Raw genomic sequence first — 16292 nt, forward strand, 5'->3', positions numbered from 1 at the left:
GATGGCAGAAGTAATCACCATGCCTAGATTGAGCGATACCATGGAAGAAGGTACCGTGGCAAAATGGCTCAAAAAAGTAGGGGACAAAGTAGAAGAAGGAGATATATTGGCCGAAATCGAGACCGATAAGGCTACCATGGAGTTCGAATCCTTTCATGAAGGAACATTACTCCATATTGGAATTCAGGAAGGTGAAGGTGCTCCGGTAGATTCACTTTTGGCCATCATCGGAAACGCAGGAGAGGATATTTCATCCCTTTTGAACGGTGGGTCAGCTCCTGCCAAGGAAGAAGCAAAAGAGACACCTATACCCAAAGCTGAGGAAAAAGCCGCGGCCCCAAAAGCAGCAGCTTCCATTCCGGCCGGAGTGGAAATCGTGACCATGCCAAGGTTGAGTGATACCATGGAAGAAGGTACCGTTGCCAGCTGGTTGAAGAAAGTGGGTGATAAGGTGGAAGAAGGCGATATTTTGGCTGAAATCGAAACTGATAAGGCCACTATGGAGTTCGAATCTTTTTATTCCGGAGTACTTTTGTATATAGGAATTAAAGAAGGTGAAGGCGCTCCCGTGGATTCCCTTTTGGCCATTATTGGTCCGGAAGGCACCGATGTGGATGCCGTTTTGAATGCCCAATCCGGTGGGAGTACAGCGTCAAGCACGCCCGCAGAAGAAGCTCCAAAGGCTGAAGCACCCAAAACCGAAACAGCTACGGAAACCGTTACGGTTACCCAAGATGGCCATCGTATTTTGGCATCGCCTCTGGCCAAGAAAATAGCCAGTGATAAAGGCATCAACCTAGCCAATGTAAAAGGTTCGGGGGATCACGGTAGGATTGTGAAAAAAGATGTTGAGAACTATCAACCATCCGCAGCACCTGCAAGTGCCCCTGCAGCCCAAACCACTGCAGCCGCTGCACCAGTGGCTCCAATGAATTTGCCGGTAGGACAGGAAAGTGTGGAAGAAGTGAAGAATTCCACCATGCGTAAGGTCATTGCCAAGCGTTTGGGTGAATCCAAGTTTACCGCACCACATTATTATTTGACCATTGAAGTGGACATGGACAATGCCAAGGCTTCAAGGGAACAGATCAATAATTTGCCAGACACCAAGGTGTCTTTCAATGATATGGTATTGAAGGCCTGTGCCATGGCCCTTAAAAAACATCCACAGGTAAATACCTCTTGGAATGGCGATACCACCGTGTACAAACATCATGTGCATATGGGTGTGGCCGTAGCTGTGGAAGATGGATTGGTAGTGCCAGTAATCAAGTTTGCCGATCAATTGACCCTTTCCCAATTGGGAACTGCGGTGAAGGATTTGGCAGGTAGGGCAAGGACCAAGAAAATCAAACCGGACGAAATGGAAGGAAGTACCTTTACCGTTTCCAATTTGGGTATGTTCGGTATTTTGGAATTCACTTCCATCATCAACCAACCCAATTCGGCTATCTTATCCGTTGGAGCCATCGTGGAAAAACCTGTGGTTAAAAATGGACAGATTGTTGTTGGCAGTACAATGACGGTTACTTTGGCTTGTGACCACAGAACAGTGGACGGAGCTACAGGTGCCCAATTCCTTCAAACCTTGAGGGCTTATCTGGAGAACCCAGTAACTATGTTGGCATAATTTTTAGAGAATCGATTGTCAGTTCGAGCGCAGTCGAGATGTCACCCTGAGCGTAGTCGAAGGGAACAATAACATATGATGAAAGCATCCTTTTAAGGATGCTTTTTTTATCTTTAAAATTCAAAAAACGAATAACATGAAAACTTTTCTTTATGCCCTTGCGACCTTGATTGCCATGGAATGTGGAACGTCGCAGAACATGGGCAGTCCAGCTGCTGAACCGGGCACGATCAAAAAAACAACCGAAAATTTTACGGATGCGGAGCGAATAGGTGAGATGATGAACTATTTGGCATCGGACGATATGAAAGGGCGTGATGCTGGTACCGAAGGAATAGAATTGGCCGCGACTTACATCGAGAACTATCTAAAATCTTACAGGGTTAAACCGTATTTCAATTCTTATCGTGATACGTTGTCCAATTTCACAAAACCTGCGTTTAACATTGTAGGGATTGTGGAAGGGAATGATCCTGAATTGAAGAAGGAGTTTATTGTCATCGGAGCACATTACGATCATATTGGCATCGTGCCTATGGAAAACGGCGATGCTATTGCAAACGGGGCCAATGACAATGCTTCTGGTACTTCAACAGTACTTGAGTTTGCCCGATATTTTGGCACTCACAAAACCAACAAGCGAAGTCTAATCTTTGCCCTTTTCAGTGCTGAGGAAAAAGGATTGTTGGGATCAAAACATTTGGCCAAGGAATTGAAGGAGCAAGGTTTGAACCTATATGCTATGCTCAATTTTGAAATGACCGGAATCCCGATGAAGGATAAGGATTATTTGATGTACCTGACAGGTTACGAAATGTCTAACTTGGCCGATATCAGCAATGGCTACGCTAAGGAAAAGTTAGTGGGATTTTTGCCCACAGCGAAGGAATATAGTTTATTCAAAAGGTCGGATAATTATGCCTTCCATTTAGAGTTGGGTGTGCCATCCCATACGTTTAGCACTTTCGATTTTACCAATTTTGACCACTATCACAAAGTTGGGGACGAAGCGGATAAGATGGATTTTGTACATATGGCCAATTTGGTGAACAAAACTATTCCTGTGTTGGAAGGGATTGCCAATGCACCGACCCAGGAAATCAAAAATAATTAAGTGTCCTCTTGAAGGGATGGAAGGTAAGGTTTATGGATTCCCGTTTTCACGGGAATGACAAATTATAGTGATAATGGCAAATATTGTAATCACAGGAACAAGTAGGGGAATAGGATTGGAGTTGGTAAAACAATTTGCCCAGGAAGGTCATCAAGTTTTGGCCCTATCCCGCAATGCAAAGCCAGTTGAAAGTTTACAACTTTCCAACGTGCATACTTTTCCATTCGATTTGGGAAATCCTTCCGATTTTCAAAAAGTAAACGATTTTCTTTCCCAATGGCATGTGGTCGATGTGCTCATCAACAATGCAGGGCGATTGGTGAACAAGCCGTTTCAGGATATTTCAGCAGAAGAATTTGAGAGCGTTTACAAGGTAAACGTGTTCGGTGTGGCAGAAATGACCAAGACCGTACTTCCCTTAATGGGTAAAAACGGACACGTGGTCACCATCAGTTCCATGGGAGGGGTGCAAGGGAGTGTCAAATTTTCTGGCCTTTCTGCGTATAGTTCCAGTAAAGGGGCTGTGATTACATTGACAGAACTTTGGGCGGAGGAATTCAAGGAAACAGGCCCCAGTTTTAATGTTCTGGCCTTAGGTGCTGTACAGACCGAAATGTTGGAAGAAGCTTTTCCAGGTTACCAAGCCCCTGTGACCGCTGCCGAAATGGCTGCTTATATCAAGGATTTTGCCTTGACCGGACATAAACTCTATAATGGTAAGTTATTGCAGGTCAGTAACAGTACGCCTTAGATCAGTTGATTGCAAAGTTGTCCACGAATCAATTACCTTTGTTTCAGTGAGCACCACCCTTCAAAAATATTTACCGGAACGCGCAGTGGAACCCTGTTTTGAACTCATCAAGACACATGGGGTACACCTGAAGATCGTGAATCATAGGGTAACTCGTCATGGAGACTATCGCCGAATGCCCGGTGGCATGCACATGATCACGGTCAACGCATCCTTGAACAAATACCGATTTTTGATCACATTGGTTCACGAGATTGCCCATTTGGTGGCCTTTGAAAGGCATGGTCGCTTAATAAAGCCCCATGGAGAAGAGTGGAAACGTACCTTTCAACATTTAATGGTACCTTTTATCAGACCAGAAGTGTTTCCGAACCAATTATTACCTATCATTGCGTCCCATTTCAAGAATCCGAAAGCCAGCAGCAGTACAGATGCACGCCTGTCCATCGCACTAAAGGCTTTTGATGTTGAGGAACGGTTGAATAGCTATGTATACGAGTTGCCCTATGGGAGTGTTTTTAGATTGTATAACGGAAAGCTCTTCAGAAAGGGAGACAAAAAGGTAAAACGTTACGAATGCGTGGAATTGGCCACTGGCAGAATGTACCTGTTCCAGCCAAATGCCGAAGTGGAATTAGTAAATTGATTTGTAAATAGATTAACAATGAACAAGAATTATTACGCAGTTTTGATGGCTGGAGGGGTTGGTTCCCGATTTTGGCCGGTGAGCACTACCGCAAACCCAAAACAGTTTCATGATATGTTGGGAACGGGAAAAACCTTGATTCAAAAGACATTCGATCGTTTGAACAAGTTCATTCCCACTGAAAATATTTTAATCCTTACCAACGAGCGTTATAATGATTTGGTTCTGGAGCAACTACCAATGGTAAAACCGGAACAGGTGGTATCTGAACCTGCCATGCGTAACACGGCACCTTGTATTTTGTATGCTTCGTTGAAAATTCAAAAGATGAATCCCAACGCGGTAATGATCGTAGCACCAAGTGATCATTGGATTGAAGATGAGGCTGCCTTTGAAAGGGACGTAACCGCATGTTTCGATAAATGCGAAAAGGAAAATGTGCTTTGCACCTTAGGGATCCAGCCCACGTATCCCAATACAGGTTTCGGTTATATCGAATTTGAAAAAGGAAGTGGCGAAAAACTGAAAAAGGTGTCACAGTTTAGGGAGAAACCGGATTATGAAACCGCCAAGGAATTTTTGGCACAAGGCAACTTTCTGTGGAACGCCGGAATTTTCATGTGGAGTGTAGAAACCATTGTGGAAGCATTTAAATCGTACCAACCCGGTCAATATGAGCTTTTCGGTGCAGGGATTTCATGCTACAACACTATGGAAGAAACTGCATTTATCAAGGAAAACTATGCCAAGGCCGATAACATTTCCATAGATTATGCTATCTTGGAACAATCCAGATCCATTTACACACTGCCTGCTACCTTTGATTGGAACGACCTAGGTACTTGGGGAGCCCTGTATGAAAAATTGGATAAGGATGCTTCTGAAAATGCCGTAGTGAACGCCCAAGTGGTACTTGAAAATGCCAAGGGCAATATGATCAGGTCCCCAAAAGGTAAAATTGTTGTGGTCGATGGACTTGAGGATTATATAATTGTGGATAAGGAAGATGTGTTGTTGATCTATCCAAAATCCAAACAACAGGATATCAAAAAAGTACTTGGAGAAGTAAAAGATAAATTTGGGGAACAATTTGCATAATATATGAGCAAGGAACAATTAAAAGGGGTTACACGTCCAGACCAAGATAGTGGTGACGAAGTAAGAAAGGATTTTAAGGGACTTTTGGGCAGTATCAGAAAGTTTCTTTCCGATTTGTTGGAAATTCGTTCCAATACCGATGTCGTTACAACTACAGAATCCATCATTGCTGACATTCCGTTCAAAGGTCACACCTCGTGGATTCTTATTTGTTCCATTTTTATTGCTTCCATCGGGCTTAATGCAAACTCAACCGCTGTGGTCATCGGAGCCATGTTAATTTCCCCATTGATGGGTCCAATTTTGGGTATGGGACTTTCCTTGGCCATTAACGACATCGATACGTTGCGGAGATCGCTCAAAAATTTCGCCGTAATGGTGGTGTTGAGTGTGATCACCGCCTTTTTGTTCTTTTATCTTTTTCCCTTGAGAGATGAATCTTCGGAGTTGTTGGCGCGGACCAAACCCGATATCCGTGATGTGCTTATTGCTTTTTTTGGGGGCTTGGCATTGGTAATCGCCAGGGCTAAAAAAGGAACGATTGCAAGTGTGATCTTTGGTGTGGCCATTGCTACCGCTTTGATGCCGCCACTCTGTACCGTAGGTTTTGGGTTGGCGATCGGTAAGCCTTCCTATGCGGCCGGTGCCCTTTATCTGTTCATTATCAATACTATATTCATCGGACTGGCCACGTTCTTGGTTATCAAGTTTTTACGATTTCCGATGGTGCGTTATGCCAATTCGCACAGAAGAAGGTTGATTTCCCGATTGGCTTCCATTACAGGGATTTTGGTAATGATCCCAGCTGGATTTACCTTCTACCAGGTTTTTCAAGAATCACTGTTTAAGAAGCAGGCCCAGGAATTTCTAGGCGATACCATCGAAATGTACCAATTTCAGGGAGCAGGAAGATATGTGGACAACTTGACCAAAATTGAATACAATGATGGTAACACCCCATTGATCGAGTTGGTCTGTATGGGCGATGAATTGATTCCTGAAAATGTGGTGAATACGTGGCGTACCCAAAAAAATCAATTTTCCCGATTGAAAGATGCCGACCTCCATATCATTCAAGGAGGCAAAGACGATTCCGAGGAAAAGTTCAATTATGTAAGCGAGTTGTACGAAAAGAACAAGGCCGAATTATTGAACAAGGATGAGCAAATCAAATTGCTTGAAGCCGAGTTATCCAACCTGTCAAAAAATGCAGAAAAACAGATTCCTTTCAAGGCCATAAGTGATGAGGCCAAGGCTAATTACGAAAACCTTTCCCAAATGGGATTCTCGTATCAGATCAGCACCGACTTTAAAAAATTGGATACCGTACCTGTGTTCAGCATCAAATGGAAGGATGGGATCCGTTCGTCCCAAAAGGATGCCGATGCCCAAAAAATGTTGACCTGGTTAAAACTGCGCCTTCAAGATTCTACCCTAGTGGTCAAGGAAGTGGAATAATTTACAGATATCTAAAATCTTTAGTCTTACGTCTAAAGTCTAATACAAAAGGTTGATCAGTTGCGCTCCTCAATGTACATTTGGCGTACTTTTTTGAATAGTTCCGAGGAGTAAACAAAATCCGTTACGGCCTGATTGTCCGTTTTAAAGATTTCTTTGTTCGTGCCTTCCCATTCCTTGTAACCATTTTTCAAGAAAATGATCTTTTCCCCAATTTCCATCACCGAGTTCATATCGTGAGTGTTGATCACTGTGGTGATATTGTATTCTTGGGTGATTTCATGAATCAAGTTATCAATCAAAATAGCAGTCTTGGGATCAAGTCCGGAGTTGGGTTCATCACAGAAAAGATATTTGGGATTCATCACAATGGCCCGAGCAATAGCGACACGCTTTTGCATTCCCCCGGAAATTTCCGCTGGGAATTTTTTATGTGCATCGATCAGGTTCACGCGCTTCAAAACAAAATTCACACGATCCTGCATTTCCGATCTAGACTGGTTGGTGAACATATCCAAAGGAAACATCACATTACCTTCCACGGTCATGGAATCGAACAGGGCACTGCCCTGGAATACCATTCCCATTTCCTGTCTTAAATTTCGGCGTTCCGCAATGGAAAGTTCCGAATAGTATTGGCCATCATAACAGATCTGGCCTTCATCGGGTTCGAACAATCCCAACAAACATTTTAAAAAAACCGTTTTGCCAGAACCACTTTGCCCAATGATCAAATTGGTCTTCCCTTTATCAAAAACAGTGGAAACACCTTTTAGTACATGATGTTCCCCAAACGATTTGTGTACATTTTCTACCTCTATCATCAGCCCAAAAGCATTTGTGTTAATACATAGTTACAGATGATGATGACCACACTGGTCCATACAAAAGATGTTGTACTGGCCTTGCCCACTTCCAATGCCCCACCTTTCATGTAATACCCATAGAAAGAAGGCACAGTGGCAATGATAAAAGCAAACACGATGGATTTGATAAAGGCGTAGGTGATGTGAAAAGCGTCAAAATCCATTTGAAGCCCTTTTATGAATTCACCACTTGGGGCATAACCACCAAAAACGGCAGCCACCCATCCTCCCAAGACACCAACGAACATGGAAACCGCTACGGCAAAAGGATAGATCATAGTGGCAATGATCTTGGGGAAAACCAAATAGTTAAGGGAGTTCACGCCCATTACTTCCAAGGCATCAATCTGTTCCGTAACCCTCATGGTACCGATACTGGAGGTAATATAAGATCCCACTTTACCCGCCATGATGATGGAGGTAAAGGTCGGGGCAAATTCCAAAATTACGGATTGCCGTGTGGCGAAACCGATCAGGCTTTTAGGTAAAAAAGGATTGTTCAGGTTCAATGCCGTTTGGATCGTTACTACGCCCCCGATAAAGAAGGAGATGAATATGATGATACCCATGGACCCGAAGATCAGATCATCTATTTCCTTTAAGATCAACGATCTCATGATGGGCCACTTGGTTGGCTTTTTGAATACTTCCCAAATCATGATGAAGTATTTTCCAATCGCTTCAAGGTATTTCATTCGTTTACTTTGGACTTGAGGTCATAAAAATAAGAATAATGTAGAGCATTTAACCTTCATTTAAACTTTTTAAACAGGATAAATGAATAGCTTTGTGGTCGTTCGAATAATTTCTTTCCATGAAAAAGACCAACCTTCTTTTATCCTTTTTATTGGTGTGCATGATCAGCTTGTCCTTTGGACAGCGAAAAAAAAATAGTAAGGAAGAGGTTCCAAGAGAGCTTTTGGCCCAATCCCCAAAACTGGTGGTCGGCATTGTTGTGGACCAAATGCGATATGATTATCTCACCCGATTTTGGGACCAATATGGAGAAGGTGGTTTTAAAAGAATGGTGAACGAGGGATTTAATGGTAAAAATCATCATTTTAATTACGCCCCTACGAGCACTGGTCCCGGTCATGCTTCGGTTTATACAGGTACCTTTCCCGCCATGCATGGTATAATCGGGAATGATTGGTATGACAAGGAATCGGGAAAAATGGTGTATTGTGCCGGGGATGATAGCTATGAGTCTGTTGGTACCACATCAGATGCCGGACAGATGTCGCCCCATAGAATGTTGACGACTACAATCACAGATCAGTTGCGCTTGCACACCCAACAAAGGGGAAAGGTCATCGGGATAGCACTAAAGGATCGCGGTGCCATTTTGCCCGCAGGGCATTCCGCGAATGGTGCCTTTTGGTATGAAGGTGGTGAAACCGGAAACTGGATTACGAGTTCCTATTATATGAATTCCCTTCCGCAATGGGTGATTAATTACAACAACTCCGATGCGGTTGAAGTCTATAAAAAATCATGGACAACTTTAAGACCCATAACTTCCTATGCTGAAAGTGGCACGGATGCCAATAACTACGAAGGGATGTTCAAAGGGGAGATCACCTCGGCCTTTCCACATGATCTTCCTGCATTGTGGGATGCCAATGGGCAATTTGGTTTGCTTCGGAGTACGCCATACGGAAATAGTATCACTGCGGACTTTGCCATTGCGGCCTTGGAAGGTGAGCAATTGGGAACGGACGCCATAACCGATTTTTTGGCCGTTAGTTTTTCCAGTACCGATTATGTTGGCCATTTTTTTGGGGTGAATTCCAAAGAAATTGAAGATACTTATATCCGATTGGATTTGGATTTGGCACGATTGTTTGCAGCCTTGGATGCCAAGGTAGGAGCAGGGGAGTATACGGTTTTCTTAACTGCAGATCACGCTGCCATAAATGTTCCGGCTTACTTGACCGACCAAAAATTACCTGGGGGTTATCTGGATATGAAAGGGATCAAAGAACAATTTGATGAGTTTTTGAAATACAAATATGGCACTACCGATGTAGTGAAAAACCAATCCAATTATCAATTGTTTTTGGACCATAAGATTTTGAACAATCTAGATATTGATTTGGATGATGCCCAAGAAGACATTGCAAAGGAATTGTTGCACTACGAAGGTATTGGTCAGGTGTACACAGGTCATCAAATGTGGGAGAATGATTATACCGAAGGTATCCCTTATATTCTGCAGAATGGGTATAATCAAAAACGTTCCGGTGATGTGTTGATCGTGCCAAGTCCAGGTTATGCTTCTTATGGAAGAACCGGATCTACACACGGGACCCCCCAAATTTATGACACCCACGTGCCACTTTTGCTTTTTGGCAAAGGAATCAAGCATGGTAGTACTGTGAACAGGACGGAAATTCCGGATATCGCCCCGACTATCGCCTCACTTCTGGGTATTGCTTTCCCGAGTGGGACAACCGGCAAACCCATTTCAGAGGTTTTGGAGTTTGACTAAGTACTCGGTTATTCCATTTTAAAGGGAAAGAGGGATTTTATACGATAATGTTGAATACTGCTTTAACCTTATCAATGTTCCTTGTCCTTCTCCTACGTTTAAAAATGCCGCTCAATAAATCAGGCTTACTCCGAATCTCGACCAAGCTATAAGTAGGGTGGATTTCTGATATTTGGATAAGGATGATTTCACCACATGGCCCGAAATTGGACTTTACCTTATAACGAAGTAAAAGTTCCGGACCACCATGTAGTAATCGATTCCAGCCCTTATGGGTCAAGCCGGTTTTTAATCGGTCCAAGATTTCTTCCGATCCAAGTTCAATCTCGAATTTTGATGCCTCCTGAATTGTTGGTTTCATGATGAGGTTGTTTTTCTACCATTATCTATGAATTTTTGTAGGAAAATCTGGCAACGTATTAAAATACAGATTGTTTGCTCGATTTGGGATTGTAATTGATGAAAGCTTATTTCGAGTTGATGAATGCCATTTTTGAATTGATGAATATTGAATCCCGATAGTTTGAAACTATAATTTGGACAATACTCCTTTCCATCTGTACGTACGGATAAACCTACCCTCTGTTCTGGACACGTAAAAAGGTTTCTGTTGCAGGAAAGCGATGAGAAACCCAAAGATCATTTGAATATATAATCTTGGGCTTTTGGCCTGCCAAGCCATTTTTAAGGAAGCAATTTTGGCAAGAACGATTCCGTAGCGCATTTTGTACAATGCTTCACCTTTTTCCAAAAAGTTTTGGGAACTGTATCCGTGCCCGGTTGGCCGGAGGTGCTTTACATGCAGTTTTGGAATAGTCTCTGTTTCAAAATCATAGTATTTGGCCAATAACGTATCTACGGTATCCCAACCTGGGCCCGGCCTCAATCCACCAATTTTATTGAAACAGGCTTTATGATATAATTTTATAGGTCCTCGGATATGGTTTTTGTCCGCAATGTTTTCGTAGACCCATTCATTTCCTTTTTTGATGAAAAGCAATCCAGAGCACATCCCCAATTTCCAGTTGGACTGAAAATGATTGACCATAATTTCGAAATAGTCAGGAGGTAAAATAATGTCGGCATCGAATTTTCCAATAAGATCAAAATCAGAAGTTTGTGCCAATCCAAAATTAAAGGTGTCCACTACTTTTTTACCCGGAATATGTTCATCAACAGATTTCCGTTGAAATACTTTGATCCAAGCGTGGTTTTGGGCAAAACTCTGAGCAATTTCTAAAGTGGCATCCGAAGAATTGTCATCCACTATAATGACCTCGTTGGGCAAATAGGTCTGACCTACAAAGGAATTTAAGCAATCCTTTAAATAGGCTGCTTCATTATGGGCCGGGATAACAATGCTGATCAACATGGGTTAAAATTCCAAAAAACAATTTACAATTCCCAATAGGTTTTACTCGCTGATTGGAATTTTATGGGTTTGGTCATTCTGAAAGAGCGAAGTGATTGAAGAATCTCACGGGATTAGCTCACAGGAGATTTCTCGACTGCGCTCGAAATGACACTCTAATCATTTCTTTCGGCATAAACAATGTAATACCGATTGGTGAAATAGCGCAATAATGGACGGATTCCTATTTTTTTGGTGGGATTGGTCCATTTGGCGGTATCCTTAATGGTCCATCCCGCTTTTTCCAACAGCCAATCGAACTGCCAATCTTCAAATTCGTGGTAATGCCTATCCCAAGGGTCTGTTTTACTTCTATAGGCTGATGAAAACCACAGGCGCATGGGAATACTGGCCACCAATTTTTTGGCCTTCAGTTCCTTCAACACATTAAAAGGGGCAACCAAGTGTTCAAAAATTTCAAAGGCGGTTACAACCTCTGCATCGGATTGGGCAACAGCTTCAAAGTCAATATCCAGATCCTCACCTATGGTGTTCTCTACTTGGAAGCCGTTGGCTTTCATAATTTCTGAAAAGGGATTCTCGACCCCAAGATCCAAAATGGATTCCTTGGTGTTCACATGCTTTTGCAGAAACGCCAAGGTGTGCCTATAGCGTTTGTTCGGAAAGTTGTTCTCGTACATCTAGTATCTATATACAATGGCATTGACGTTCATTCCGGCGCCAACGCTTGCAAAGATAACAACATCTCCCTTTTTTAGTTCATGTTCTGGAAGTTCCCCGTTCAAGACCTTGTCCAACAAAGTGGGCACTGTGGCTACAGAGCTATTGCCCAGTTCGTGGATGCTCATCGGCATTACATTTTCAGGGACTTCCTTACCGTAGATTTTGTAAAACCGTTTAATGATGGCCTCGTCCATTTTTTCATTGGCCTGGTGGATGAAGATTTTTTTCACTTCATCAATGCCCACTCCACTTTTGTCCAAACAAGTGGCCATGGCCTTGGGAACTTGAATACAGGCAAATTCATAGATTTTTCGCCCCTGCATTTTGATGTAGCGAGTGTCCTTACAACTTTCAGCTCTATTGCTTTTGTCGAAATAGAGATAGTAAGCCTCTTCATTGGCAAAAGTCATTGAGGCATGCGATAGGATTTCCCCCGATGCGGGATTGGCTTCTATAACTGTTGCCCCGGCACCATCAGAAAAGATCATACTGTCACGGTCATGCGGATCAATAATACGGGAAAGGGTTTCCCCCCCAATGACCAAACATTTTTGGGCCATACCACTTTTGATAAATGCAGTGGCCTGGATAACACCTTCTATCCAGCCCGGGCATCCAAAAATGATGTCATAGGCCACACAATTCGGATTTTTTATTTTCAGCAAGTGTTTCACCCTAGTGGCTAGGCTTGGTAAAGTATCCCCTTGGATTTTGCCAGGGGTAAGGTCGCCGAAATTATGGGCAAATATGATATAATCCAGTTCTTCTTTGTCAATACCGGCCATGGTGATGGCCTTTTCGGAGGCCAGGTACCCAAGGTCGGAGGTTTTCAGTTCTGGTTCGGCATAACGTCTTTCAGCAATTCCCGTGATAGCCTTGAATTTTTCAATGATGACCGTATTTTCCTGCCCAAAGGAGGAGCCATCGGTTTCCATAAACCGATGTTCAAGAAAAGCATCATTTTTGGTGACGATGGTCGGGATGTAGCTTCCAATGCCTGTAATGCCAATTTTCATATTGAGGTTTTTAAAATTGATTTAAGATAGCAACTTTTTCATTTAGTTATTATGCATGCATAATAAATGCTACAATGTCCAAAACACGGTTTCAAAGAAATGGAAAAGTAAAAAGCCTTGGTCGGAAATCCCAACTAAGGCTTTTTGTCACTATTTACAAAGGTTTTTAGGCCTCCATATACTCTTCGATAGGGGCGCAGGTGCAGATCAAATTACGATCCCCAAAAGCCTCATCGGTTCTTCTGATGCTTGGCCAAAATTTATTTTCGGCCACAAATGGCAATGGGAAGGCAGCTTTTTGTCTGCTATAGGAATGTTCCCAAGTATCACTGGTGATCATGGCCAAAGTATGAGGTGCATTTTTGAGCACGTTGTCCGTTTCTTCGGCACTGGCTTCATCAATTTCACTTCGGATGGAAATCATGGCATTGCAGAACTTGTCCAATTCGGCAAGGCTTTCACTTTCAGTGGGTTCGATCATCAAAGTTCCAGCAACAGGGAAAGAAACCGTTGGAGCATGGAAACCGTAGTCCATCAATCGCTTGGCGATGTCCGTTACCTCAATTCCGTTGGCTTTGAAAGGACGGCAATCAATGATCATTTCGTGTGCAGCCCTACCTCTTTCACCTGCGTAAAGCACATCGAATTTTCCTTTTAGTCGGTCCTTGATGTAGTTGGCGTTCAAAATGGCCGCTTTGGTGGCATTGGTAAGTCCTTCAGCTCCCAACATCTTGATATATCCGTAAGAAATCAAACAGACGAGAGCACTACCCCAAGGAGCAGCGGAAATGGCCGTAATGGCATCTTCACCACCTGTTTTTATCACAGGATTGGACGGTAGGAACGGTTTTAATTGTTCGGCCACACAAATAGGTCCAACCCCTGGTCCACCACCTCCGTGTGGAATGGCAAATGTCTTGTGAAGGTTCAAGTGGCAAACGTCGGCACCGATGGTCGCAGGATTGGTCAACCCGACCTGGGCGTTCATGTTGGCACCGTCCATATACACTTGTCCTCCGTTATCATGGATTAATTTGGTAATCTGTTTGATGGAGGACTCAAATACCCCATGTGTAGAAGGGTAAGTTACCATCAAAGCCGATAGATTTGCGGAATGCAATTTGGCTTTTTCTTCCAGATCGGCCATATCGATGTTTCCTTTCTCATCCGTTTTGGTCACAACCACTTTCATGCCCGCCATAACAGCAGAAGCAGGGTTGGTTCCGTGCGCCGAAGCAGGAATCAAGCAAATATCGCGATGTCCTTCTCCTCTGGATTCATGATAGGCACGAATGACCATCAATCCAGCGTATTCGCCTTGAGCTCCAGAGTTAGGTTGTAATGAAGTGGCCGAAAAACCGGTGATTACGTTCAAATACGATTCCAAGGATTTCAACACTTCTTGGTAGCCCTCAGCTTGTTCTAAAGGAACAAAGGGATGGATATTGCCCCAATGGGGCCAGCTCAACGGAAGCATTTCCGAGGCGGCATTCAATTTCATGGTGCAACTTCCCAAAGAGATCATGGAATGGTTCAGTGCCAAATCCTTGCGCTCCAATTTTTTGATGTAACGCATCAATTCGGTCTCGGAATGATAGGCATTGAACACGTCATGCTCCAAAAAGGCTGTGTTGCGTTGTAGGGATGCAGGGATTACTTCCTTAATGCCACTTTCCAATGCAAATTCCTTTTTCTTGTCTTGGGAAACGATGAAACAGGAAAGCAACAATTTCAAATCCTCTTCAGAAGTGGCTTCGTTCAAAGATATAGAAACAGTTTCCTGATCAATATAATTCAGGTTGATGCCACGGCTCTCGCAAACTTCTTTTAACTTTCCAATGTTGGAAAACTTCACTTTGATAGTGTCAAAGAAGCTCGTGTTCAATTGATCAAGTTCAATCGCTTCCAAACCTTTTGCCAAAAGTTTGGCACTGGTGTGGATCTTGTTGGCAATGTATTTCAATCCGTTTGGGCCATGGTACACGGCATACATCCCTGCCATAACGGCCAATAAAACCTGTGCAGTACAGATATTGGATGTGGCCTTGTCTCTTTTAATGTGTTGTTCCCTTGTCTGGAGTGCCATTCGCAGGGCACGGTTGCCATCGGTATCTTTGGTCACTCCAATGATTCTTCCGGGTAAACTTCTTTTATATTCTTCCTTGGTAGCAAAAAAGGCTGCGTGAGGTCCACCATACCCCAAAGGGATACCGAAACGTTGGGTGGTACCCACCACAACATCAACGCCCCATTCCCCAGGAGCTTTGAGCAGAACCAAGCTCAAAATATCCGCAGCAACGGCTACTTTGATTTCTGTTTCCTTGGCTTTTTCCACAAATGCGGCATAGTCATGAACTTGACCGTGTTTGCCTGGGTATTGCAACAATGCACCATAGAATTCGGAAGCGAAATCAAATGTTTCGTGATTGCCAACTACCAACTCTATTCCTAAAGGAATGGCCCTTGTTTTAAGTAGGTCCAAAGTTTGGGGCAATACTTCTTCCGAAACGAAAAATTTGGAGGCACCATCCTTTTTCTGTTGTTTTCCTCGAACATCGTACAACATGGTCATGGCCTCGGCCGCTGCCGTACTTTCATCCAAAAGGGATGCATTGGCAATTTCCATTCCGGTCAAATCGGTGATCATGGTCTGGAAGTTCAAAAGAGCCTCCAAACGGCCTTGGGCGATTTCCGCTTGATAGGGCGTGTAGGCTGTATACCATCCTGGGTTTTCCAAGATGTTCCTTTTGATGACGGATGGGGTCAAGGTTTCATGATATCCCAATCCGATATAGGTTTTGAAGATCTTATTCTTTTGGGCCAATTCTTGAAGATGGCTCAAGAATTCGTGTTCACTGATCCCAGCAGGAAGATCTAACGGTTGTTTAAGTTTGATGTCATCGGGAATGGTTTCGTAGATGAGTTGTTCCACGCTTTCAACCCCAATAGTTTTGAGCATGTGGGGCATGTCTTTTTCTGTAATGCCTATGTGTCTGGCGGCAAAAACCTCTGTGTTCATGTTCAATCCAATAAAGTGCACAAAATTAGGGATTAATTCAATGAAAATGGGCAATTTTGATGGTCGGGGATGCAAAGTTGTTAACCACAAATTAACCTTTTACTTTCT

14 protein-coding genes are annotated in these 16292 nt (G+C 43.2%); 7 read left to right on the top strand and 7 right to left on the bottom strand.

All coding sequences use genetic code 11. The annotated features are described in order from the left end of the window. Nucleotide 1 precedes the first annotated feature (1 nt). The 6 genes from LKX84_RS00200 to LKX84_RS00225 all read left to right on the top strand — a co-directional run bounded on the left by LKX84_RS00200 (nucleotide 2) and on the right by LKX84_RS00225 (nucleotide 6697). Nucleotides 2-1630 (top strand): pyruvate dehydrogenase complex dihydrolipoamide acetyltransferase, encoded by a 1629-nt coding sequence (locus LKX84_RS00200; protein WP_228234853.1) that lies wholly within the window; start codon nucleotides 2-4, stop codon nucleotides 1628-1630. Nucleotides 1631-1766: 136 nt separating this feature from the next. Further along, the gene (locus LKX84_RS00205) at nucleotides 1767-2744 is read left to right on the top strand and encodes a M28 family metallopeptidase (RefSeq protein WP_228234855.1); all 978 of its coding nucleotides are present in this window, start codon (nucleotides 1767-1769) and stop codon (nucleotides 2742-2744) included. 73 nt (nucleotides 2745-2817) lie between these two features. Beyond that, on the top strand, nucleotides 2818-3495 hold the full coding sequence (locus LKX84_RS00210) for an SDR family NAD(P)-dependent oxidoreductase (RefSeq protein WP_228234857.1): 678 nt from the start codon (nucleotides 2818-2820) through the stop codon (nucleotides 3493-3495). Nucleotides 3496-3541: 46 nt separating this feature from the next. Then, nucleotides 3542-4141, top strand: coding sequence for a SprT-like domain-containing protein (locus LKX84_RS00215; protein WP_228234859.1), 600 nt, complete (start codon nucleotides 3542-3544; stop codon nucleotides 4139-4141). Between the two features lie 18 nt (nucleotides 4142-4159). After that, on the top strand, nucleotides 4160-5239 hold the full coding sequence (locus LKX84_RS00220) for a mannose-1-phosphate guanylyltransferase (protein WP_228234861.1): 1080 nt from the start codon (nucleotides 4160-4162) through the stop codon (nucleotides 5237-5239). A 3-nt stretch (nucleotides 5240-5242) separates the two neighbouring features. Next, a complete protein-coding gene (locus tag LKX84_RS00225; protein WP_228234862.1) occupies nucleotides 5243-6697 on the top strand; it encodes a DUF389 domain-containing protein in 1455 nt (484 codons plus the stop codon). A 56-nt stretch (nucleotides 6698-6753) separates the two neighbouring features. Here LKX84_RS00225 and LKX84_RS00230 read toward each other — a convergent pair whose 3' ends face one another. Together LKX84_RS00230 and LKX84_RS00235 are read right to left on the bottom strand one after the other, a co-directional pair. After that, complete coding sequence (locus LKX84_RS00230) at nucleotides 6754-7521, bottom strand: ABC transporter ATP-binding protein (protein ID WP_228234863.1); 768 nt, start codon at nucleotides 7519-7521, stop codon at nucleotides 6754-6756. Continuing rightward, nucleotides 7521-8258, bottom strand: coding sequence for an MlaE family ABC transporter permease (locus LKX84_RS00235; RefSeq protein WP_228234864.1), 738 nt, complete (start codon nucleotides 8256-8258; stop codon nucleotides 7521-7523). The genes LKX84_RS00230 and LKX84_RS00235 overlap by 1 nt, the downstream gene beginning before the upstream one ends. 119 nt (nucleotides 8259-8377) lie before the next feature. On the opposite strand from LKX84_RS00235, the gene pafA reads away from it, so the two are divergent. Beyond that, nucleotides 8378-10054, top strand: coding sequence for an alkaline phosphatase PafA (pafA, locus tag LKX84_RS00240; protein ID WP_228234865.1), 1677 nt, complete (start codon nucleotides 8378-8380; stop codon nucleotides 10052-10054). Between the two features lie 37 nt (nucleotides 10055-10091). On the opposite strand, the gene LKX84_RS00245 is transcribed toward pafA, so the two are convergent. From LKX84_RS00245 to gcvP, 5 genes are all read right to left on the bottom strand, one after another. Beyond that, nucleotides 10092-10415: a hypothetical protein gene (locus LKX84_RS00245; RefSeq protein ID WP_228234866.1), complete on the bottom strand. Its 324-nt coding sequence runs from the start codon at nucleotides 10413-10415 to the stop codon at nucleotides 10092-10094. Nucleotides 10416-10583: 168 nt separating this feature from the next. Beyond that, nucleotides 10584-11426, bottom strand: a complete 843-nt coding sequence (locus tag LKX84_RS00250; RefSeq protein WP_228234867.1) for a glycosyltransferase family 2 protein — start codon at nucleotides 11424-11426, stop codon at nucleotides 10584-10586. Between the two features lie 155 nt (nucleotides 11427-11581). Next, nucleotides 11582-12106 carry a methyltransferase gene (locus tag LKX84_RS00255; protein ID WP_228234868.1) on the bottom strand — a complete coding sequence of 175 codons (525 nt, stop codon included), beginning with the start codon at nucleotides 12104-12106 and terminating at the stop codon, nucleotides 11582-11584. Continuing rightward, a complete protein-coding gene (locus LKX84_RS00260) occupies nucleotides 12107-13165 on the bottom strand; it encodes a 3-oxoacyl-ACP synthase III family protein (RefSeq protein ID WP_228234869.1) in 1059 nt (352 codons plus the stop codon). It abuts the gene before it with no gap. Nucleotides 13166-13331: 166 nt separating this feature from the next. Beyond that, nucleotides 13332-16184: an aminomethyl-transferring glycine dehydrogenase gene (gene gcvP, locus LKX84_RS00265; protein ID WP_228234871.1), complete on the bottom strand. Its 2853-nt coding sequence runs from the start codon at nucleotides 16182-16184 to the stop codon at nucleotides 13332-13334. Between the last annotated feature and the right edge of the window lie 108 nt (nucleotides 16185-16292).

The sequence above is a fragment of the Allomuricauda sp. M10 genome (assembly GCF_020782875.1).
In the GTDB taxonomy this organism is placed as follows: Bacteria; Bacteroidota; Bacteroidia; order Flavobacteriales; family Flavobacteriaceae; genus Flagellimonas.